The sequence below is a fragment of the Sphingopyxis sp. LC363 genome (assembly GCF_000756385.1).
Classification (GTDB): domain Bacteria; phylum Pseudomonadota; class Alphaproteobacteria; order Sphingomonadales; family Sphingomonadaceae; genus Sphingopyxis.
Genome location: NZ_JNFC01000009.1, coordinates 66,152 through 85,847, shown reverse-complemented (window position 1 = coordinate 85,847; position 19,696 = coordinate 66,152). Strand labels below are relative to the sequence as shown.

Annotated in this window: 22 protein-coding genes; 19 read left to right on the top strand and 3 right to left on the bottom strand. The window is 61.0% G+C overall.

What is annotated here, in order from left to right; translation table 11 throughout:
- The 3 genes from FG95_RS20125 to FG95_RS04785 form a co-directional block, all read left to right on the top strand.
- A partial coding sequence (locus FG95_RS20125) for an SPASM domain-containing protein (protein WP_235211461.1) occupies positions 1 to 481 on the top strand: 481 nt, incomplete at its 5' end.
- A 65-nt stretch (positions 482 to 546) separates the two neighbouring features.
- Entirely contained in the window at positions 547 to 1,731 is a 1,185-nt protein-coding gene (locus FG95_RS04790; RefSeq protein WP_160292465.1) for a neutral/alkaline non-lysosomal ceramidase N-terminal domain-containing protein, read from the top strand.
- A complete protein-coding gene (locus tag FG95_RS04785) occupies positions 1,728 to 2,684 on the top strand; it encodes a hypothetical protein (RefSeq protein WP_037554281.1) in 957 nt (318 codons plus the stop codon). Before FG95_RS04790 ends, FG95_RS04785 begins: the two co-directional genes overlap by 4 nt.
- On the opposite strand, the gene FG95_RS21210 is transcribed toward FG95_RS04785, so the two are convergent.
- The 3 genes from FG95_RS21210 to FG95_RS04775 form a co-directional block, all read right to left on the bottom strand.
- On the bottom strand, positions 2,639 to 3,334 hold the full coding sequence (locus FG95_RS21210) for a lytic transglycosylase domain-containing protein (RefSeq protein WP_081933014.1): 696 nt from the start codon (positions 3,332 to 3,334) through the stop codon (positions 2,639 to 2,641). The genes FG95_RS04785 and FG95_RS21210 overlap by 46 nt on opposite strands.
- Before the next feature lie 185 nt (positions 3,335 to 3,519).
- Complete coding sequence (locus tag FG95_RS21030) at positions 3,520 to 3,945, bottom strand: hypothetical protein (protein ID WP_148309292.1); 426 nt, start codon at positions 3,943 to 3,945, stop codon at positions 3,520 to 3,522.
- A 523-nt stretch (positions 3,946 to 4,468) separates the two neighbouring features.
- On the bottom strand, positions 4,469 to 4,723 hold the full coding sequence (locus FG95_RS04775) for a hypothetical protein (RefSeq protein WP_152567575.1): 255 nt from the start codon (positions 4,721 to 4,723) through the stop codon (positions 4,469 to 4,471).
- Between the two features lie 7 nt (positions 4,724 to 4,730).
- Between FG95_RS04775 and FG95_RS04770 the strand changes: the two genes are divergently transcribed.
- The 16 genes from FG95_RS04770 to traN all read left to right on the top strand — a co-directional run bounded on the left by FG95_RS04770 (position 4,731) and on the right by traN (position 19,563).
- Entirely contained in the window at positions 4,731 to 5,057 is a 327-nt protein-coding gene (locus FG95_RS04770) for a TrbC/VirB2 family protein (RefSeq protein ID WP_167702750.1), read from the top strand.
- Positions 5,058 to 5,116: 59 nt separating this feature from the next.
- Positions 5,117 to 5,401 carry a type IV conjugative transfer system protein TraL gene (gene traL, locus FG95_RS04765; protein WP_037554274.1) on the top strand — a complete coding sequence of 95 codons (285 nt, stop codon included), beginning with the start codon at positions 5,117 to 5,119 and terminating at the stop codon, positions 5,399 to 5,401.
- Between the two features lie 3 nt (positions 5,402 to 5,404).
- Positions 5,405 to 6,004, top strand: a complete 600-nt coding sequence (locus tag FG95_RS04760; protein WP_052182096.1) for a type IV conjugative transfer system protein TraE — start codon at positions 5,405 to 5,407, stop codon at positions 6,002 to 6,004.
- An 11-nt stretch (positions 6,005 to 6,015) separates the two neighbouring features.
- Complete coding sequence (locus FG95_RS04755) at positions 6,016 to 6,807, top strand: type-F conjugative transfer system secretin TraK (protein ID WP_228383952.1); 792 nt, start codon at positions 6,016 to 6,018, stop codon at positions 6,805 to 6,807.
- A 2-nt stretch (positions 6,808 to 6,809) separates the two neighbouring features.
- Positions 6,810 to 8,144, top strand: a complete 1,335-nt coding sequence (locus FG95_RS04750; protein ID WP_081933007.1) for a TraB/VirB10 family protein — start codon at positions 6,810 to 6,812, stop codon at positions 8,142 to 8,144.
- Between the two features lie 14 nt (positions 8,145 to 8,158).
- Positions 8,159 to 8,986, top strand: a complete 828-nt coding sequence (locus FG95_RS04745) for a DsbC family protein (protein ID WP_037554272.1) — start codon at positions 8,159 to 8,161, stop codon at positions 8,984 to 8,986.
- A gap of 62 nt (positions 8,987 to 9,048) precedes the next feature.
- Positions 9,049 to 9,240, top strand: coding sequence for a hypothetical protein (locus FG95_RS04740; RefSeq protein WP_148309294.1), 192 nt, complete (start codon positions 9,049 to 9,051; stop codon positions 9,238 to 9,240).
- A 4-nt stretch (positions 9,241 to 9,244) separates the two neighbouring features.
- A complete protein-coding gene (locus tag FG95_RS19795) occupies positions 9,245 to 9,871 on the top strand; it encodes a hypothetical protein (protein ID WP_052209038.1) in 627 nt (208 codons plus the stop codon).
- Positions 9,871 to 12,447, top strand: a complete 2,577-nt coding sequence (traC, locus tag FG95_RS04730; RefSeq protein WP_037554269.1) for a type IV secretion system protein TraC — start codon at positions 9,871 to 9,873, stop codon at positions 12,445 to 12,447. The genes FG95_RS19795 and traC overlap by 1 nt, the downstream gene beginning before the upstream one ends.
- On the top strand, positions 12,444 to 12,803 hold the full coding sequence (locus FG95_RS04725) for a hypothetical protein (RefSeq protein ID WP_040110187.1): 360 nt from the start codon (positions 12,444 to 12,446) through the stop codon (positions 12,801 to 12,803). The genes traC and FG95_RS04725 overlap by 4 nt, the downstream gene beginning before the upstream one ends.
- On the top strand, positions 12,796 to 13,377 hold the full coding sequence (locus tag FG95_RS19790) for a TrbI F-type domain-containing protein (RefSeq protein ID WP_052182094.1): 582 nt from the start codon (positions 12,796 to 12,798) through the stop codon (positions 13,375 to 13,377). Before FG95_RS04725 ends, FG95_RS19790 begins: the two co-directional genes overlap by 8 nt.
- Positions 13,378 to 13,402: 25 nt before the next feature.
- Positions 13,403 to 13,930, top strand: coding sequence for a S26 family signal peptidase (locus tag FG95_RS04715; protein WP_235211460.1), 528 nt, complete (start codon positions 13,403 to 13,405; stop codon positions 13,928 to 13,930).
- Positions 13,927 to 14,565 carry a type-F conjugative transfer system protein TraW gene (gene traW / locus FG95_RS04710; protein ID WP_235211459.1) on the top strand — a complete coding sequence of 213 codons (639 nt, stop codon included), beginning with the start codon at positions 13,927 to 13,929 and terminating at the stop codon, positions 14,563 to 14,565. Before FG95_RS04715 ends, traW begins: the two co-directional genes overlap by 4 nt.
- A 59-nt stretch (positions 14,566 to 14,624) precedes the next feature.
- On the top strand, positions 14,625 to 15,626 hold the full coding sequence (gene traU, locus FG95_RS04705; RefSeq protein ID WP_081933013.1) for a conjugal transfer pilus assembly protein TraU: 1,002 nt from the start codon (positions 14,625 to 14,627) through the stop codon (positions 15,624 to 15,626).
- On the top strand, positions 15,623 to 16,381 hold the full coding sequence (gene trbC, locus FG95_RS04700) for a type-F conjugative transfer system pilin assembly protein TrbC (protein WP_037554264.1): 759 nt from the start codon (positions 15,623 to 15,625) through the stop codon (positions 16,379 to 16,381). The genes traU and trbC overlap by 4 nt, the downstream gene beginning before the upstream one ends.
- Complete coding sequence (gene traN, locus FG95_RS21330; protein WP_052182093.1) at positions 16,378 to 19,563, top strand: conjugal transfer protein TraN; 3,186 nt, start codon at positions 16,378 to 16,380, stop codon at positions 19,561 to 19,563. Before trbC ends, traN begins: the two co-directional genes overlap by 4 nt.
- The last annotated feature ends 133 nt before the right edge of the window (positions 19,564 to 19,696 follow it).

Here is a 19,696-nt window from a genome sequence, read left to right as displayed (position 1 = left end):
GTTCTCGAGGGTAAGTCCATTAGCGCCGTCGCAAGGACCTTCAACGTTCACCCGGCCACCATCTATCGCTGTATCGAGCCAAACAGTGCCTTATGACACTTTCCTGTTCCGCTCAGCCGCACGACCCTACAACGACAGCCTCGATCCGACGCTCCATTGGCAGGCGGACGCGCGCGGCCCGCAGCCCAATGGAGCCTGTTTTTGGGCCGGCTACAGCTTATCCGTGTCGCCGACGGGGGACGTGTCGCCATGCATCCTCACGCAAATTGCCAATCCGGAGGCGCTCCTTGGCAATCTCCGCAATGATTCCATGGATGCTATCATCGGCAGAGCGTCCGCGTTTAGAGAGCGGCTCGAAATCGACGGGCGCCAATCATTTTCGCTGTGCGCATCCTGTTTCAAAGTGTCGGGAAAGCCGCGCCCCCCGCGCGCCCCGATCGACTTGCGCGATCAACTGACCCCCGACAAAATCGCAAATTAGATTTCGAGCAGCGCTTCGGTTGCCGGACAGCGAAAGCGTGTAAGCTTCAGCGATAGGATATGGAGATGAAGGCGGGATTTGCCCAATCAGTAATCACGCCGCCGCTGCCGATCCAATTGGCAGGACATCGCGGGCCGCGCATGGCCACTTCGATTGGCGACGATTTGTTAGCAAAAGCGTTGGTTTGTTCCGACCGTGATACCCTCTACGCGATCGTCTCGCTCGATCTCATCTGGTTACCGCGCCGCTTCATTCGCAAGGTTCGGGACCTAATTTCGCGTTCCTCGGCCATTCGTCCCGAGAACGTGATGATTGCATGCACGCATACACATTCCGGGCCCGACACACTTAACTGGTATGCCTTCGCGCCGCCGATAGCCGGCTGGTGGATGGAATGGCTAGCGCAGATGGTCGCGAGCACCGTGTACCTTGCCCTAAACAACGTTGACGATTGCACTGCGGTCAGAGGCCAGGCCAGATTCGATCTCGCTGTCAATCGACGGCGCCCGGTGGACGGACAAATTTATCGCCTGCCATATGAAATGGGTCATACCGACCAGCGCCTGTCGATACTCCAATTTTCTGCGGGAGATCGCAGCCTCGGAGGAATCGTTCATGCAGCAATGCACCCCGTTGTTCTCGGCGCGGACAGCCACGCGATTAGCGGCGACTGGTGCGGTATCGCGATGGCAGAGCTTGGCACGCGAGCGGGTGGGATCTGGCTGTTTTTGAACGGCGCCGCAGGGGACAACAACCCGAAGATATGGAGCGGTCATAACAACTATGACGCAATGTGCAGCGTTGCGCGCGCCGCGGCGGACTGCGCTGAGCAAGCCTTGAATTCGGCGCGTCCGTTCGCAGTCGAGACTATGGGATCGCGAATTCTCGATGGAGTCTATGAAGAGCGATCGCACCCCTACCTGACCGTGGAGCAGCGGCTGCGAACCAGCGAGGAAGGGGGCTTGTATGTCGAAAGTCAGGTGCTCCGGCTGGGCAATATGCCTTTCGTGGCGATGGGCGGAGAGTGTCTTTTCGACACCGCCCGAATAATCGAAAGCGCGGTTGGAGACTGTCTGGTCGTGAGCTATGCCAACGACTATGTCGGGTATCTGCCCACACGTGAGCATTATGGCGAGGGAGGTTATGAACCGGCGGCATCAATGCTCAGTGAGTCCGGCGCGGAAGCTTATGTATCCGCGGCCATCGCGAATGCGGAACATATTATGGGGCGAAACAAGATACCGACATGATCCTGTTCATCGGCTTCATCGCAGCTGGCCCACGCGAAGCAATCCAGGCGTCGCCGAAATGGATTGACGGCCTCTCGGCCTACGAAGGAGACCCTGTCATTCGGGCCTCCGATGCATCGACGGTCGCGAAATACGGGACCAGGGTTACTGAAATGCTCGCGGGCGGCCATCAAAAAGCGCGCAGCCCACTCCAAATCTACCACTTCCAATATGCATTCTACACTATGCTCGCTCGCGCGTTGCTGCTGAAGCGCCCCGATATCACTGGCATCTTAGGATATTCGGGCGGTATACAGCCCGGGTTGCTCGCAGCCGAGATTTTCACGGCATCGAGTTTCCCTGCCGAGGTTGCCGACCTGAATCTCGAAGTCGCAAATCATGCTCTGCGGAATCGCGAGCAGGGGGTTAGCGCATGCTGCATCGACTTCTCGGAATCGGACTGGAAAGTCGAAGAGGTTTTCGAGTTGATTCGCAAGAAGTTTGACGGGGGCATATATTTGCAGGACCGGCGAAACGTAGGCGTCATGGATTTTGTGGGCCCCCGGGCGCTGATGGTTGATTTTCTGGCTACACTCGACAAGCGGGGAGGAATGGCGGTTCGAGCAAGCCGGTTACGGCTGGACGGTGGGTATCACACGCCTTTGATGGGCTCCTATCTCGAAAAACCGTATGATCTGGATTGCTGGGCAGATGCGCCGGCGCGTTTGAGCGCTTCACCGCTGAGAATCGGCTCGACCGTCGGGCATTGGTGGCCGAGGACAAGTGGTGCGCGCGATGTGCGAGACCTGACGCTGCGCTCGCAGACCGATCCGATCGAAAGCGGCCGCTTGTCTACGCTGGTGAAAGATCAGGAACTGATCTTTCTGGGATCGCGCATCGTTCTTCTCGAAGTGTTCGCCGGCACAGGCTATGTCCCTTCTGAGAATTCGGTGCTGCGACCAGACATGCTATGACTTTGGACAAGTTGCGGGGCTGAGAGAAAAGAGAGAATCCCCGCAGCCCGAACGATGGAGGGCTGATTTGGTATTGCGCCGCCAGCTTCAATGGAACGCCAATTGGCCATGATTTGGCGAACATAGTTTTGTGTTTCTGCTATTCTTGGGATGCGTCGTACTGATCGTACCCGGCCAGGCCCCGCATTGTATGCTGCAAGCGCGAAGTCGACCCTGCCAAACTCATCGAGCTGCTGCGCGAGATACATTGCTGTTCCGGTAAGGTTCTGCATCAGATCGTAGCGGTCAACGCCAAGCTGCCGCGCTGTCGCCGGCATGAGCTGACCGAGTCCAAAGGCACCCTTCGGACTTAGAGCTGACGGATTGTAACGGCTCTCCTGCATGATGAGGGCGTCTATCAGTCCGACCGGGAGGCGTGCTTCGCACGCTGCTCGCCGCACTAAAGGGTAGAGCAGCTCCCTACGTCGATCGGCGCGTTGACCCAGAATTGGAGATGGGCGGTACGGCTTGACCGCGCAATCTCCGGCCGCGAAGCGATCTGAAATTCCTAGGGGCGGCGACTGGGTATGCGTGGGTGCTCTTGGTGCTCCTCGCGAAGGCCGGAGATATTTGATCCGACCAAGGCGCAGGCGGGCGGGGTCACGATTCATCTCCTCTGGGGCGATCGCTGCGAATTGGTTCCGCATATCGTTTTCGACGGCGGGAATATTCTCTTTCTGTGGCAGAGGTCGAGCAAAGTCGATCAGCTGGGCCTGTCGGACTACCATTTCCTCCGCGTCTGCCACTCCTGTTTGGAGGGCGAAGATCAATGCAGTCGAAGTAAGCAGAAATCGTTTCATCGACCGAGGGCCAGGAAGCGCTGTTTAATCTGTCTGTTTGCCTCAAGGCCTTTGCAAACCGCTTGCTCGGCCTGATTTAGAATTGCTTCCGTCTGCCAGCTATTCAATTCTTCCTCGGGTTCATTGTCCGGGTGAGAAATCGCTTCGGCTAGTCTGGCTACCAAGCGCGAAGCCAATATGGTGCCTGGCGCGTAATATGATCCCGGGCAACCAAGCACCTGGAGAGCGATCTGGGCTCTAAGTCGATCAATCCGCAAAGCGTCACTGATCGCTAGCAGGCGATCATAACTCGGCGTTCCGCCGTGCGCCAAAAAATGATCGATTGTTCCAGGGCTCAACCTTGCGGTGCTGGCGACCTGCCGGATCGACAGACCGGTCCTCGATTGTTGCTCCTGACAAAGAGAACGGTAGAGATTTGACAATGACATTCGGTGCCCCAGAGAAATGAATAAATTCCATCATATGAACTAATTCGTTCCTATATAGGGCAGCGACAGAGCGCTGAAATGTCAAGTTGAGAAAGCCCCAAATCTGGTTTGAATATTATGCCCCTGTGATGATGTAGAATGCGAGTCGATGTAGCTGAATATTGGTAACGCGGGTGCCAGACGATTCAGAGAGGCGCCACCGGACCCTCCTGAGCCGGTCGTTGACCCATTTATCTACCCCGATGTTGATTGGGATATCACCACAAACCGAGTCCGTGCTCGCAAAATATAGCAGGTCCTTCGGGGTTAGTTTTCCCAATTCACCGAGCTTTTTCTCGGCCACGTGCGCTAGCAGGCTTGGCAGGGAGTAGGCCCGTCGTTCGCATATGGATAATTCGCATATCGCCCGACACTGTATCTCCCAGAACGCCTCGCTAGCCCTGTAGCGCAGGGTCACTGTTTGAGTCTTTGGCATTCCATAAGCTTTCGATGGCCTCGTAACTATGCACTTCGATCTTCACACACAGTCTTCGAGTCCAAAGTGCCTGAAATTTTCGTTGCCGCGAGCAGAAACTTCATCCGAGTAACGAATTTCATGGTCAAACTGACGAATATTTCGTTCGCATTTATACAGATTTTTGAAGCAAAAATACCCATATCCACGCAAATCAGGTAATAATCGGTCAGCGCTGGCTTGACCAGCATTTGCCACGGTTTCCCTTTCTGAGCGGCTCCCGTTCCGGGCGTCGTTCACAAGATGGGAAAAAATCATGCAAACCATGTCACTGATGAAAGACCGGGAGGGGGCGTTCGGTCGCGATCATCTTCCGCTTCTGGCCGCGGTAACGCTCCTTGCGTTCGTGTTGCTCGCAGGGCCGGCGTTCGCCGGCACCGATACGACCTTCGACACCGCGTTTAACAAATTCACCGCGTTTCTCGAAGGCTCGGGCGGCAAGATCATCACGATCATCTCGCTGGCGCTCGGCCTCGCCGGCATGGCCTCGGGCCGCTTCAGCCTCGGTCAGATCGCTCTTCCCGTCGGCGTCGGCATCGGTGTCGGCACGGGCGTTCCGATCGTCACCTCGGCTGTGACTGCGATCATCTGATGTGGGCGTCCCGGGAGTGCGCCAAGCGCGCTTAACCGGGCAATTGGGGCGGGGCGGTTATGGATCGCTATGTGATTCCCGGGAAGCTGGATGAACCCGAACGGATCGGGCTCTGGACCATGGACGAGTTCGTCGCGATGGCCGGACCCTTTTTTATCGGGATCCTCGCACAGCATATCATCTGGGGCATATGTTTCGGAATCCTGGGTTGGTGGGTCTTGCGAAAGGCAAAAGCAGGCCGTGCTGGTTCGTGGCTCCTCCATATGGCCTATTGGTATCTTCCCAGCGGTGTCATGGGCATCCGGGCCGTCCCGCCTTCATATCTTCGATTGATGGCGGGGTAAGCGATGGAAGCGGGATTCAGCCAGGCGCAGGCGCAGCGCGTTCTCAAACAGCGCAATATGCTCGTGATGGCGAGCGCGGGCCTTGCGATCGTTACCATCTTCTCGCTGATCGCGGCCTCCGAGCGTGATCGGGCGATTGTTCTGCAGCCGGTCCTGACGCGGCAGCTCGAGCTGAGCAGCGCGGGCGTCAGCCGAGAGTATCTGGAACTGGTGACGCGCGACGCGGCCGTGATGATGCTCAATCGCAGTCCGCAGAACCTCGATTACTGGATGGATTCGGTCCTCAAGATCGTTCACCCCTCCGCCTACGGTCGGATCAAGGGCGATTTGCTCAAGATCGTCAACGACCAGCGCGGCTCCAGTGTGTCGCAATATTTCACGATGGAATCGATGCGGGTGGATCCGCAGAGCCTGATGTCGGAGACGACGGGCACGCTCCACACGATGGTCGGCCGTCAAGAGGTTGGCGCGGTCAAGCGCACCTTCCGTTTCGACTGGAATTACACGGGCGTCGAGCTCCGATTGATCGGCTTCGGCATCGTGGTCCCGAACAAGCCGGGTGAAGACGCGCCCATTGGCGCCACTGAACCCGCTCCCCAATGATGGAGATGCTCATGCCTATGGCACTCGGCACCGGCGGCGTGCTGTTTACGTCGCGCCCAATGGATCGGCTCCAGCGCGTTCTCGGCGTGACGATGATCGGCGCGGCTATCCTAACCGCGCAAAGCGCCCGCGCGGACGAGACTGTGATGGTCGAGGACAATTCCCGTGTCGCGTGCGTCGCGTCGGAAAAGGATCTGACGCGCATCAGCCTTATCGGTGACGAGTTCGCGAGCGTGTCGAAGGTACAGCCGACGAACCCGCTGGATGATTTCTCGGTCGTCAACGAGCCGACGCGCGGCGACATCTATTTGTCGGTCCCGGAGGGCTTTCGCCTGAAAGTCCTGTCGTTCTTCGGGACGACGAAGAAGGGCTATGTCTACAAGTTCGGCTGCCGGATCGAGGCGATCGAGGCCCAGCAGATATTCGTGTCGAACCCGCTCGCCTTGGCAAAGGCGGAGGCGGTCACGGAATCAGAAGAGGACGCGCCCGACGCGGACGAGACGGCAGTGCGCCTCATCCAGGCGATGGCGTCGCAGGAAATCGTCCCGGGCTATCGGATGCGTCGCTCCGCTCTTGTCCCCGTCCAGGCCGGCGATCTCACCGTGCAGCTCGTCGCCGAATATGAGGGCCTCGATGTCGTCGGCCGCGTCGTCCGGATCGAGAACAGCTCGCCCGCTCCCGTCGAAATCACTGAGGGGCGGATAGCCCCCGTCGACGCGATCGCGGTGTCGATCGCCAACCCGAAGCTGGCGCCGCGACAGGCGACGTCGGCCTACGTCGTCACCCGGAAGCAAGGGAGCTAATCATGACAGGTCTGGGGTCATTCCTGAAACGCGGTTCGCCGCGCGGTGAGGCGGCCGTAGCGCCGGCAGTTCCCGAAGGCGCGAGCTTGTCGGTCAACGAAGGCGTCGAAAAGCGCCAGCGGATGCTTTTGTTCGGTGTCGGCGGTCTCCTCCTGACCGCAGCGGTCTACTGGTTGTTCTTCACCGGCAATACGGACGAGGGTCCGAATGCGCCGGGCAAGGATCTGGCATCGGAGAATATCAAGGTTTCGACCGACGATCTGGCGGCGCGCAACCTTTCCGAAAAGGAATGGCTGTCGATGTCGGAGAACCGGCTGAACAGCCAGGATAACCAGCTTCGCCGCATGCAAGGGCAGGGCGATCAGCTCGAGCAGATGCAGGCACAGATTGACGCGCTGCGCTCTGAAAATTCCAACATGGCATCGGAAGGTACGCGGGTCCTTTCGGCCTATGACGATGAAAATCGCCAGCTGAAGGAACAGCTCGCGGCGGCGCAAGCGTCGTCGCGGCCCTCCGCTGGCCCGACGGCGCTCTATGGTGCCGGTGGTCCTGCAGCCTATGATGCAGCCGGCGGCGGTGCGATCGCGGGGGCGCAAGCGCGGCGCGAGCTCAAGGTGATCAGTTTCGCGGCGACGCCGGCAGCGACCGGTGGCGGCAGCAAATCTGCGCCGACCAGCAATCTCTTCGCGTCCGACAGCCCCAATTATCTCCCGGCGAATAGCTATGCGAAAGCCCGGGTCATCGTCGGGGTCGATGCAGCGTCGAATGTTCAATCGCAGTCGGATCCGCTTCCGGTGGTCCTCCGTATCGTGGGGCCCGCGCGGTCGGTTGCGCAGAACGGCAAGGTGCTGACGACGCGCATCGATGGGTGTCTGGTCAACGGCGCAGCGCGCGGCGATCTCTCATCCGAGAAAGTCTATGTGAAGCTCGCCAAGATGACCTGCCCGCAACCGGGTGGCCGCTATGCCGAAAGCGAGGTCAAGGGCTTCATCGCGTTCGGCGGCAAGACCGGGGTCCGTGGCCGCGTGGTGAGCCGCGAAGGCAGTTTGACGATGCAAGCATTCTTCGCCGGTCTGGTCGGCGGGATCGGTCGCGGCTTCTCGGCCAACTCGAACAGCTTCCTCTCGGGGACCACGACCGTCGTCAACGGCGAGCGCCAGAAATTGTCGACCGGCGACATCGCCAAGGGCGGTATCGGTGAAGGCGTAAGCCAGGCCGGCGACATGCTCTCCCAATATCTGATCGAGCGCGCTGAACAATATCAGCCCGTCATCGAGATGCCCACCGGCGTTGAAGTCGAGATCGTGTTTCTCGACGGCGCCTTCATTCGCAATTGAGGAAAGGGCTGAACATGAAGCTCAAAGTTGGTTTGGTCGCCGCATTGCTCCTCGGAGGCGCAGCGACCGCAGTCTATGCCGCCGATCGGCTTGAGCCGACCCGCGTTTCGGCGCTCCTCAAGACTCGCCTCCCGAAAACGCAGGTCTCGCAGATCGACTGCGACAAGGTTGCGGGGCTCTGCGAGGTCGTTGCCGGCAAGACATTGTTCTACGTCGACGGGACCGCGCGGTATCTGATCGTCGGCCGCGTCTACGATATGGAGTCGCGTCAGGACCTGACGGCGGCAAAGCTGCTCGAGATGAATCCGGACATGCTGCTCGGTGGTGCGGCGAAAGCTGGTCTCGAGGAGGAAAGCGAAACGCCGGTCCCGCAGATGGCGGCGGCTGGTCCTGCAGGACGGGCGGCCCAGCCGCCGGCTGCCGCGCAGAAGGTAGACCTCTCGAAACTGCCTGCCTCGGGCGCGATCGTCTGGGGTAATCCATCGGGCACGCCCGTCACCATCTTCACCGATCTTCATTGCGGTTTCTGCCGTGCGCTCGCGAACGAGCTCGAGCAAATGAATGTCCGGGTGATCGAACGGCCGATTTCGACCCTCGGGACGCGCGATCTGTCCAATCGCGTCTATTGCGCCAAGGACAAGCCGCGTGCCCTGAGGGCAGCCTATGCAGGCGCGGAAGTGGCCCCGGCGAGCTGCGACACCAGCGGCCTCGATGCGAATGAGAATTTTGCCCGATCGAACGGGTTCAGCGGCACGCCCGTCCTCGTCCGGTCCGATGGAACGGTTCTCGAGGGCTATCGCCCGCGAGCGGTCCTCGAGACCTGGCTGAAGGGAGGCCGGTGATGGCTCCGGTCGATCGATTGGGCGGCGCGATCTTTGTCCTCTTCCTCGCGAGCCAGGTCGGGATGATCATCATCGTCAATTCCTACTTCGCGGAGTTCGGACCCGCTGGCCGCTTTGCTCTCATGTTCGCCTTTTTCAAGGCCTTGGCGATTTGCATGATCCTGTTCGCCAGCATGGCGGGTGGAGCGATGGCGCTGCGGGCCCTTCGGTCGAGGCGCGTTCAGATTTTCGAAATCGGCAACGGAAGGAGCTGACGACATGCGTAGCTTGGGTCTGCTTGCAGGTGCTTGCCTCATTTGCCTCGGCGGGTGTGCCTCGCTGGGGGGCAACGTCAAAGGCAATTTCATTTGCCGTGCGCCCGACGGGATTTGTTCGCCCACATCGAACATCGATGACCAGGCGATCGCCTCGATGACCGGCGGCGTGGCATCGGGTGCGGTTGCCGGTGCAGTAACCGCCGATCCCGCTGCGCCGCGTTCGGCGGGGTCGTTGAAGGTCGTGCTGCCGGCGCGAACCGACCGGTTCGGTCGCTGGCGCGATGAAACGGTCGTGTACGTCGAACCGCAGCTTGCCGGCGCAGCAAGCGACGATCGCCGATTGGCGGCCTCGGTTTCCTCGGCCCCGGCACGCTTGTCGCTGGTCGAGCTCGCGGCGGGCGCGCCCGCGCCCGCCGAGATAGCGAGCGCGTCGGTACCGACGTCGGGCAAGCCGGTTTCAGGCGAAAATTTCCGAGCCGAAGTTGAACGCCGGCTGGCTGCTGGTCGCAAGGGTCCCGAGCCGGTGGCGGTGCCGCCCTCCGAAAGCGAAGCCGCCGCTGCAGCCGCCGACCATGCGGTCGTGTCTGCGCCTGCACTGGCTGCTCAACCCGCTCCGGATGGCCAGTAATGGCGGGGTGGTTCGACAAGCTGCTCGGTGATCTGCTCGGCGGGCCGCGCAAGGTCGACAAGGCCGTCCCGTCGACGTCGATCCCGATGTTCGCCGATTGGCTGCCCTATCGGAGCTTCGACCAGAAGAACGGACTATATTACAACAGCGCATCGCGGGGCTGGATCCTCGAGGTGTCTCCGCTGGTCGGTGCCGACGACAGGACGAGCGAGATCATTTCGCAGTTTCTGTCCGAAGGCATCCCGGACAAGACGTCGATCCAGATCCTGCAATGGATGAGTCCGCGCATCGCGGAACGGATGGTCCAATGGTTCATCCCGCGCCAGATGGCGAAGGGCGTCTATGAGCGGATTGCTCAGCACCGCGCCGATTATCTCGAGGGCGGCGTGTGGTCGAGTCTGTCGGCGGACGCGCCCTTTCATCTCCGTTCGCACCGCGTTTTCGTTTCGCTTGGCGTTCCGGAGGGCGCGAAGGTCAGCGACGAGGAGCTGATCACCCTTCGGGAGTCGATGGCGTCGATGCTTCGCTCGATCGACGTCGAGGCGCAGATTCTCGATCCCGTTGGCCTTCTGAAGCTCGTCGACGATCTGACGTCGCCAACCACAGTGTCGGGGGAAGATGTCGTTGATTACAATCGCTTCGATCCGATCGCGGACCAAGCGGTGCGCCGCGATATGGAGATCGTCACCGATCCCAATCGCATCCTGATCCGAACGGAGCGTTTTCGCGCGCTCGGCGCGCTGCAGGACGGCGTGCCGGACATCGGCGAGATCGTGCCCGATCGCTTCGACATTCGCTGTTACGCGATCCGCAACCTCCCGCCGCGCTGGGCGCCTTGGGACACGGTAAAGCTCATCGGCGATCCCTATTTCGACAAGCTTCGGATGCCCTGTCCGGTGGCGACGATGCTCACCATCACCTATCCCGACGAACAGGCGGCGACGTCGCGCGCGGCGTTCAAGTTCATGCGGACCACCAGCCTCGCGAATTCGCAGAGCGCGAAGTTTACTCCGCAAATCCGCGACCAGTCTCGCGAGTGGGAATATGTCCAGGACCAGCTCCGGCAGGGACAGAAGCTCGTGCGCGTCTTCTACAGCGTGATGAGCGTCTCGCCTTACGGTGAGGGCGATCGGCACGAACGCAATCTCAAGGCGGTCTACAAGGCGGCGGGTTGGGAGCTTCAGGACGAACGCTATTTGCAGATGGCGGGGCTGATCTCGGTCATGCCGCTCACGATGGCCAACGGCCTCGCGAAGGACTTTGAGCGGCTGAAACGCTTCCGCACGATGCTGACCACGACGGTTGCCAATATTGCGCCGCTGCAGGGCGAATATAATGGCGGGCCGATCCCCCATTTGTTGCTCCTAGGTCGCCGCGGTCAGCCCTTCTTCTGGTCGCCATTCGAGAACAGCGCCGGCAACCATAATGTCGCGGTCTTCGGCAAGTCCGGCTCGGGCAAGTCCGTGGCCCTGCAGGAAATCACCTCGGCGCTGGTCGGCGCCGGCGCGAAGGTCATCGTGATCGATGACGGCCGCAGCTTCGAGCATAGCTGCAAGCTGCAGGGTGGCGCATTCGTCGAGTTCACGATGAGCTCTGGTTTCTGCCTCAATCCCTTCTCGATGATCGACGCGGCGGAGGCGGAGCGCGACGAAGATTATCGGCTCGATTGCATCGCCATGCTGAAGGCGATCATCGGTCAGATGGGTCGCCATATCGACCGCCTCAACGATACCGAGCGCGGCCTGATCGACGCCGCGGTCAACGCCGAATGGGAAAAGAATGGCGCCGAAGGTTCGATCGACGGGGTGATCGAAGCCTTGATCGCAAGGCAGCATATCCAGGGCGAAGAGCTCGCGATCGCGATGCGACCATTTTCCAGCGCCGGAACCTATGGCCGCTTCTTCACAGGGCAATCGACCTTGAAGATCGGCGCCGATCTGACCGTGTTCGAGCTCTCGGACCTGTCGGCGCGCGAAGAGCTGCGTTCGGTGGTCCTGACGGCCATCATGTTCCTGTCGAGCCAGGCGATGCGGAAGGATCGCAGCACCCGCAAGGCACTGCTGCTCGACGAGGCTTGGCAGCTCCTAAAGGGCGGGTCGATGGCCGATTTCGTCGAGACCTACGCCCGAACCTGCCGCAAATATGGCGCGTCGCTCATCACCGCCACCCAATCGCTCAACGACTATTACAAGTCGGAAGGATCGATCGCGGCGCTCGAGAACAGCGACTGGTTCCTGATCCTTCAGCAGAAGCCCGAGACCATCGCGGACTTCAAGAAGCTCGACCGCTTCGACATGAATGATGCGGTCGAAGCGATGATGCGGTCGCTGAAACGAAATGGCACCGAATATTCGGACGTGCTCATCAAGGGGCCCGAGATGCTCGCGATGGGCCGTCTGGTGCTCGATCCCTATTCGGCGACGCTCTATTCCTCGAGCCCTCAGGTCTTCGCCGCGATCGACGCGAAGACCGCCGCCGGCATGAGCATGGCGGAGGCGATCGAGGAAGTCGCCTTCCCCGGATCGGTGCAGGAACAGCGGGGCGTCCGCGCCGATTATGCGGAAGCTGCAGAATGACGGCGCTGGCAACCTCGCGGATGCGGAAGCCCGCTATCGCGCCTCGGCGGTTGTTCCAGGACATCGCCTATTCGCTCGTTTCGGTCAGTTGCTGGCTGGCGATCAATTGCCTTGCTGCTGCAGGGGTGATGCTCGGTTTCTTCGCCTTGATGGCCAATCTCAGCGTCGACCAGTTTTTCGCCGAAACGGCCAATCTCTCCAATCACTATCTCGCGGCCGACAGCGAGCGCCGCTCCGAATTCTCCGAGATCCTTTTGTATCTCTTCGGCGGTCTGGTGCTGTTCTTCTGCATCACGCGGCGCGCTGCGCTGCTCTCGGGCACCGCAACATCCAAGGGGGACATGTCCAATGACTGAGCAACTGGCTTTGACCATCGGCGGGGAACCGCTCGTTCCTCCGACTGAGGCCGCGGCGGCGCCCCCTTCCCGTCGCCGCGGTTTCGCCGGCTTCTCATGGGGGCAAATTGCGGGCGGCACCGCCCTTGTCGCGGCACTGCTCTGGGGTGGATGGGCCACGCGCGAGCTCATGATCCTGAAGGAACGACGGATCGTGTCGATCAGCCTCGCCGGGATGGCGAATGATTTCATCATGGCGGAGGCCCGATCGGGCGCGAGCCCCGAGCAGGTTGATTCCGATACGCGCCATTTCATGGCCGCCATGCAGCGCACCCTTCAGGAGCGCGCGGCCGCCGGCGAGACGATCGTCGTGAGCGAGGCAGTTGTAGCGGCCTCGATGCCCGACATCACACCGGAGATCCGCGCGGCGGTCGGCGAGTTCATCAAGCGCAACCCGCCGCCGCGCGTAGCGACCGCTGCGCCGGCGCCTGCACCGGCGATGCCCGGAATGATGCCGACAGCGCCGGTGCAGGCGCCGCCAGCGGCGAATCCGGTGTTCGGTGGCGGCGGTCTGCTGCCCGGCGGCGGGCAGTGAGATCATGGGACGCATTCGCTCGCCCATGCTGCGAAATTCGCTGTTTGCTGTCGGCCTGGTAGCAGGAACGAGCGCGTGGTTGTCGCTCGACGCCTACGCGCAGAGCCATGGGTTCTTCATTAATCGTTCGCCCTCCTTGCCGAACTGGGCCTATTATTTCGAGCGCGGGAAGGCTGTGAAGCGCGGCGAAGTGGCGTTTTTTGCGCCGCCGTCCAATGCCCTCGTCCATGCCCATTTTGGAGCCGAGCCGCCCGTGTTCGGCAAGATCGTTTATGGTCTGCCCGGTGATATTGTGACGCATCGCGGAGCGGATGTGGTTGTGAGCTGGGCCGCCGGCGCCGGCAACGAAGCTCCGTCGGAACAGCTGGTCGCAAAGCTCAAGCCCGTGTCGTCTGCCGGCGAAGAACTGGAGCCCGGGCCGACAGGCGTGATCCCGAACGACTGCTATTATATGGGTAGTCCCCATCCTGACGGATTTGACAGCCGTTATGCTGCAATCGGGTTTGTCTGCGCCAGGCAGATTGTCGGCGTATCGAAGTGGTCGTTGCTGTGAACCGCGTGGCTCTTTCGTTCGTCGTGGCAATGGCGATCATCGGCATGGCGCCGATCGCCAGCGCCAAGGATTATGGTCAGCAGGGCGCCGTATTCCGGATCTCCGAGCCGGATCTTCTGCGGACTATCGAGCAGAAGCTTCGAACGCTGGAAGCAAGCGGCGGCATCGAGCGGATGAATGCCGAGTTGACCCGCAAAACCGAAGCCGGTGTTCGTCGGCCACGCCCCGTCGCCGGTATAAGCCTCGCGGTGCGCGATCGGAGCTGGATCTTCGATCCGGCGATGCGCGTTGAACAGGACATTCTCGATCACAAGGGCAATGTGATCGCCCGCGCGGGCCAGCGGGTGAATCCGCTCGATTTCGTGACCGTGCGCCAGAAGCTCGTCTTCATCGACGGCGACGACAAGGATCAAATGAGCTGGGCCTTGCGCCGGTTCGATGATCAGTCCGCGAAGCTCATCATGGTGAAGGGCGCTCCGCTCGACGCGATGACCTTGCATCAGCGCCGCTTCTATTTCGACCAGGGCGGATTTCTTGTCGGGCGGTTCGGGATCCGCGCGGTGCCGGCGGTCGTGGAACCGAATGGCAGGACGATGAAGGTTTCCGAAATTCCGCTCGGGGTCGGGCGGAAATGATCGGCCTTATTCGCACCTCGCTCCGGTCGGGCCTGCGGCGACTTCGGTCGGCCGCGTTCATGACGCTCGCGGCCGCTGGTGTGGCAATGGCGGCGCCGGCTATTGCCAGCGCTGCCGGCATCGATGGCACGCCAGGGAAGTGCACGGGCAAGTTCGTGAACCCCGTGACCGACGTGTGCTGGTCTTGCCTCTTTCCCCTTTCGGTTGGCGGGCTGAAGATTTTTCCGTCCGATCGGCCCGACACCGACAATCCCGATCTGCCGATCTGCGCTTGCGGCTCGCCGCTTCCGCGCATCGGCGTTGCGATGGGTTTTTGGGAGCCGGTGAGGCTCGCGGACGTCACAATGAAGCCGTGGTGCTTCGCCAGCCTCGGCGGCAAGAAGATCTCGCCGGGATTCAACATTGGGCACGGCCGCGCGGCCGATAGTGTCGACGGTCACGATCGCGGCGCGAAATGGCATGTCCATTGGTACGTCTATCCGCTCCTCTACTGGATGGAGATTTTGACGGACATGGCCTGCCTCGAGCAGTCGTCGTTCGACATCGCCTATGTCACTGAAATCGACCCGCTCTGGCAGGATGATACGCTGACAGCGCTGATCAATCCGGAAGTGGCGCTCTTCGCCAATCCGCTCGCGCAGACGGCGTGCGCGGCGGACTGCGGTGCCGCCACCGGCAAGCTGCCGCTCGATCCGCTCTTCTGGTGCGCGGGCTGCCTAGGGCCAATGTACCCGATGAACGGAAACATCTCGGGGCACATCGGCCACGTCCAGTCGAGCCGGCTGGCCCTCTCGCGCTTCGCCTTCAAGCTTCACCGGCAAGGCATTGCCTGGGGCACGATGGGCAAGAAAGGCCTCTGCGGCAAATACATCATGCCGATCATGAAGAAGCAGCAATATCGCTTCCAGGCCACGGTGCCGTCGCCGATGGTCAAGGGCCGCTGGGCGTGCCCGCCGATCGGCGCCTCCGACATGAAGCCGGGTTCCGGCAACACCTATCCCGCCGTTGGCGAAGACATGGGCTATCTCGTGTGGAGGAAGCGAAATTGCTGCGTCCTTTGAAAAACCTTTCCAGAAAAGGGAAATTTGTTTCCGCGGCCGTGCTGCTGGCGGCTTGCGGCGGCAGCATCGCGCTGGCGCAGAATGTCGATGGCCTCGATATTCAGCATATCCTGAGCCGCGGTGAAGCGGCCGATCCCGACGCGGAGGCGCTCATCCGCGAAGTGGCGCGCCGGGGTGATGAAATGCGCGCCGATGCGCGCGAGGCGGCCGACGGCGGGAACCGCAACCTCAGCGAGAATAAGGCTGTGCTCGGGGGAGCGCCAACCGGGGCGATAGATTTCGACGAGATGCTGGCCGCCTCCAAAGAGCTTGAGGCCAGCGACAAGGGCGCGCCTCAGCTCATCGTTTTCGCATCGCTGTCGATGCCGGAGCAAAGCCTGAAGCAGCTCATTCGCGATACGGCGAAAGCAGGCGGCACTGTCGTGTTTAATGGTTTCCCCGGGAATTCCATGAAGGCGTTTCAACAGGGGATCATGAAGGTTGTCGACAACCAGGATGCTTACGGCAGCATCGGCATCGATCCGCGATTGTTTCGCGCATTCGACGTGACGGCGGTGCCGGCGATCGTCGTCGTGACATCGGAATTCGAACTTTGTGACGGGTTCAACTGCCGGACGTCCGTGCCGCCCTATGATCGGATGAGCGGCAATGTGCCGCTCGAATATGCACTCGAGACATTCGTCGACGGTCGTGGCCCCGGTTCGGCGATCGCGGGCCAAGCGCTGGCGCGCCTGAAAAAAGGGCAGGGGTCATGATCGACGCCAGCTCTGGACCAGCAACTTCGATCGAACCTGAAGGCGTCGCTGGCGCCGGCGTTCGGCGCTTGGGCCGTTCACTCGTCGCGATCGTCGCGGCGGTCGCCATGGTGGTCGGTCCTATCCCGGTTGTTCAGGCGCAAACATCGCAGCCATCCGGAGAGATTTCGGCTGCCGGCAAGGATGGCGAAGCGTTCGCCAAATCAGGGAAAGAGGGAGCCGCCTCGATTCCCGATCAGGAAGTCACCGGCGACGTCATTCCGGGCTATTCGACGGCGCCGAGCGATCTTTCGAGCCTTTTCGGCACCGACGATGGGGCGCTCAATTCCGCGGGCGGCAATGCGGTCGGTAACGAAGCCTGGGAATTCATGATGGGCGCGGACGCCAATCGCGCGACCGTTGATCCTTCGTCGTTCGAAGACATCATGAAGAAGGGCGAGGAGATCAATCAGAACGCCGGGAGCTCCGAGCTCGGCGAGAACATCAGCAACACGCCTGGCACTTGCGAGGAAGTAAAGGTTGGTGAGAAGCAGGACTATTATGACGCGACGTGCGACGTTGGCGTCACCGTCACGACGCCCGATCGCGTCGAGGAGCTGAGCTGCCCCGATGGCTATACCCTTGTCGGTCGGACCTGCACGAAGACGCTGACCCAGCCTGCGGACGTTACCTATACGTGCCCCGACGGCGGTGTGCTGCAGGGAACGACATGCGTCGTGACTCAGCCCGCTTCGGTATCCAGCCACAGTTGCCCCGCCGGGTTCACCCTGCAGGGCACGAACTGCACGCGCACGACGACTGAGCCCGCGGTGATTACCGGCTATAGCTGCCCGGCTGACTATATGCTCGAAGGCGATCGCTGCGTGCGGACGCTCGAGCAGTCGGCGACGCCGAACTATAACTGCCCCACCGGTTACGTCCTTGAAGGGACAACCTGTCGCTCGAAATCGACCTATGCCGCCACGGCAAGCTATAGCTGTCCCGCCGGGTATAATCTTTCGGGCACCACCTGTTCGCGCACGCTCTCGCAGCCGGCTGACGTCGATTATACCTGCCCTGCCGGTTACGATCTGAATGGCACGACCTGCACCCAGACCGGGACCTATACGGCGATTCCGAATTATAGCTGTCCATCAGGCTATACCCTCGTCGGAACGACTTGCACGGCAACCGGAAGCTATGGCGCGACACCCAATTATAGCTGTCCGAACGGCGGTACGCTGCAGGGCACCGAATGCGTTACCTCCGGGAGCTATGCCGCAACAGCGAGCTATAGCTGCCCGAACGGGGGTACGCCGAACGGCACCAACTGCATGACGACGACTCAGACGCCGGGGACGCCGGTCTATCAGTGCAGTGGCTGGGCGTTGCCGATGGATCTCTATACCTTCGAAAATGCGCCCTACTGCGGCTTCGCCAAGACGGGCAAGACCTGCCCGACTACCTGGACCGGCTTCTATAAGGAAGGAAAAGCGCAGGGTTACAGCGGGACGAAGTGCTTCTTCCACCCGAAGGTCAATTATACCTGCCCTGGCGCTTATGTCGTCGAGGGATCGATGTGCACGATGGTGACCGCGACGCCGGGGACCGTAAGCTATAGCTGTCCGAACGGAGGGACGCTTAACGGCACGCAGTGCCAGACGAGCTCGAGCAGCCCAGCGACGGTCACTTACAGCTGTCCGAGTGGCGGCACGCTCGCCGGAAGCATCTGTAATACGAGCAGCTCGCTGCCGGCGACGGTCACGCATACTTGCCCGAGTGGCGGCACGCTCAACGGTACGACGTGCACGATCGTCACGTCGACGTCTGCTACCCCGGTCTATTATTGCCCGTCTGGCTATAATCTTTCGGGAACGACGTGCTCGCGGACCGATGAGACGAGCGCGCCGGTTACCTATAGCTGCCCCAATGGCGGCTCGCTGTCCGGTTCGGTTTGCACGATCGACCTCGCGCAGCCTGCGGAGGTGACATATAGCTGTCCGACCGGATGGGAAGTTCAGGGGGACAAGTGCAAGTCGGTCCTCTCGCAGCCGGCGACGCCGATCTATTCCTGCCCGTCTGGGTACAGCCTCAGCGGCAACATGTGCAGCAAGACGGAAACGCAGCCTGCGACCCCGAATTATAGCTGCCCGACCGACTTCACCCTTTCGGGCACGACCTGCACCAAGACCTATCCGGCGCAGCCCAACTATAGCTGCCCGGCGAATTACACGCTGTCGGGTACGACCTGTTCAATGACCCTCTCGCTGCCGGCGAGGGTCACGATGGTCTGCCCGCCCGGCGCCACCGAACAGAATGGCACCTGCTACGGCGAGAGCGCGGGGCAGAGCGAGTGCGCCGAGCTCGAGTCAAATCCCAAATGCAGTCACGTGCGGGACACGTGCCTTGATGAGGAGCCGAACGGCCCCTGCAAGGTCACCGAGCGCACCTTCAAATGCCCGATTCCGAATTCTCCGCCGACCGATGTGAAGGAATATGTCTGCGGCGGGTCGATGTATTGCATCAACGGGAGCTGCAGCGAGATCGAGGAGGAAGCCTCGAACGAATTCAAGGATGCGCTCGTTGCGATGGGCGCGATCGATCAGGTCGGCAAGGAATTCGATCCCGATACGATGGGGCTTTTCAAGGGCACGCGCGAGACGTGTCACAAGCCCGTATTCGGTTTGGTCAACTGCTGCGCTGGTAAGGTGTCGGGCCTGTTCTCCGGCGGCGTCGCCGCGGCGGCCGCCTGGGCGGGGCTCAGTGGCGGACCTGCAGCGCTCGCAGGCGTCGCCACCCAGTTTCTCACCACGTTCCTTTGCTCGAATGAAGAAAAGCAGCTCGACGTAAAGGATCGCCTCGGTCTTTGCGTCTCGATCGGCAGCTATTGTTCATCGAGCTTCCTCGGCGTCTGCCAGACGAAGCGGAAGGCCTATTGTTGCTTTGAATCGAAGTTGACGCGGATCCTGCAGGAGCAGGGGCGGCCGCAAATCAACAAGCCGTGGGGGAAGCCCAAGGAAGGACAATGCGCCGGTTTCACGGTCGACGAATTCTCGCGCCTCGACCTCAGCAAGATGGATTTCTCCGACATCTATGCGGACTTCCTCGAAGCCGTGAAGCTTCCCGATGAAGCGCAGATGGCGAGCGACATCCAGGCGAAGATCGATGCCTATTATAAGCAGCATGGACCGGGAGGAAATTGACGAGATGATTCCATCCCGACGGCTTTCGGTCCTCGTCAGAGCGGTGGATCACATAGGCGAGGAGCGCGAGGTTCAGACAACCCCGCTCGGGCGCGAAGTTCTCGAAATGCACAAATCGTCGCTCGCCAAGGCG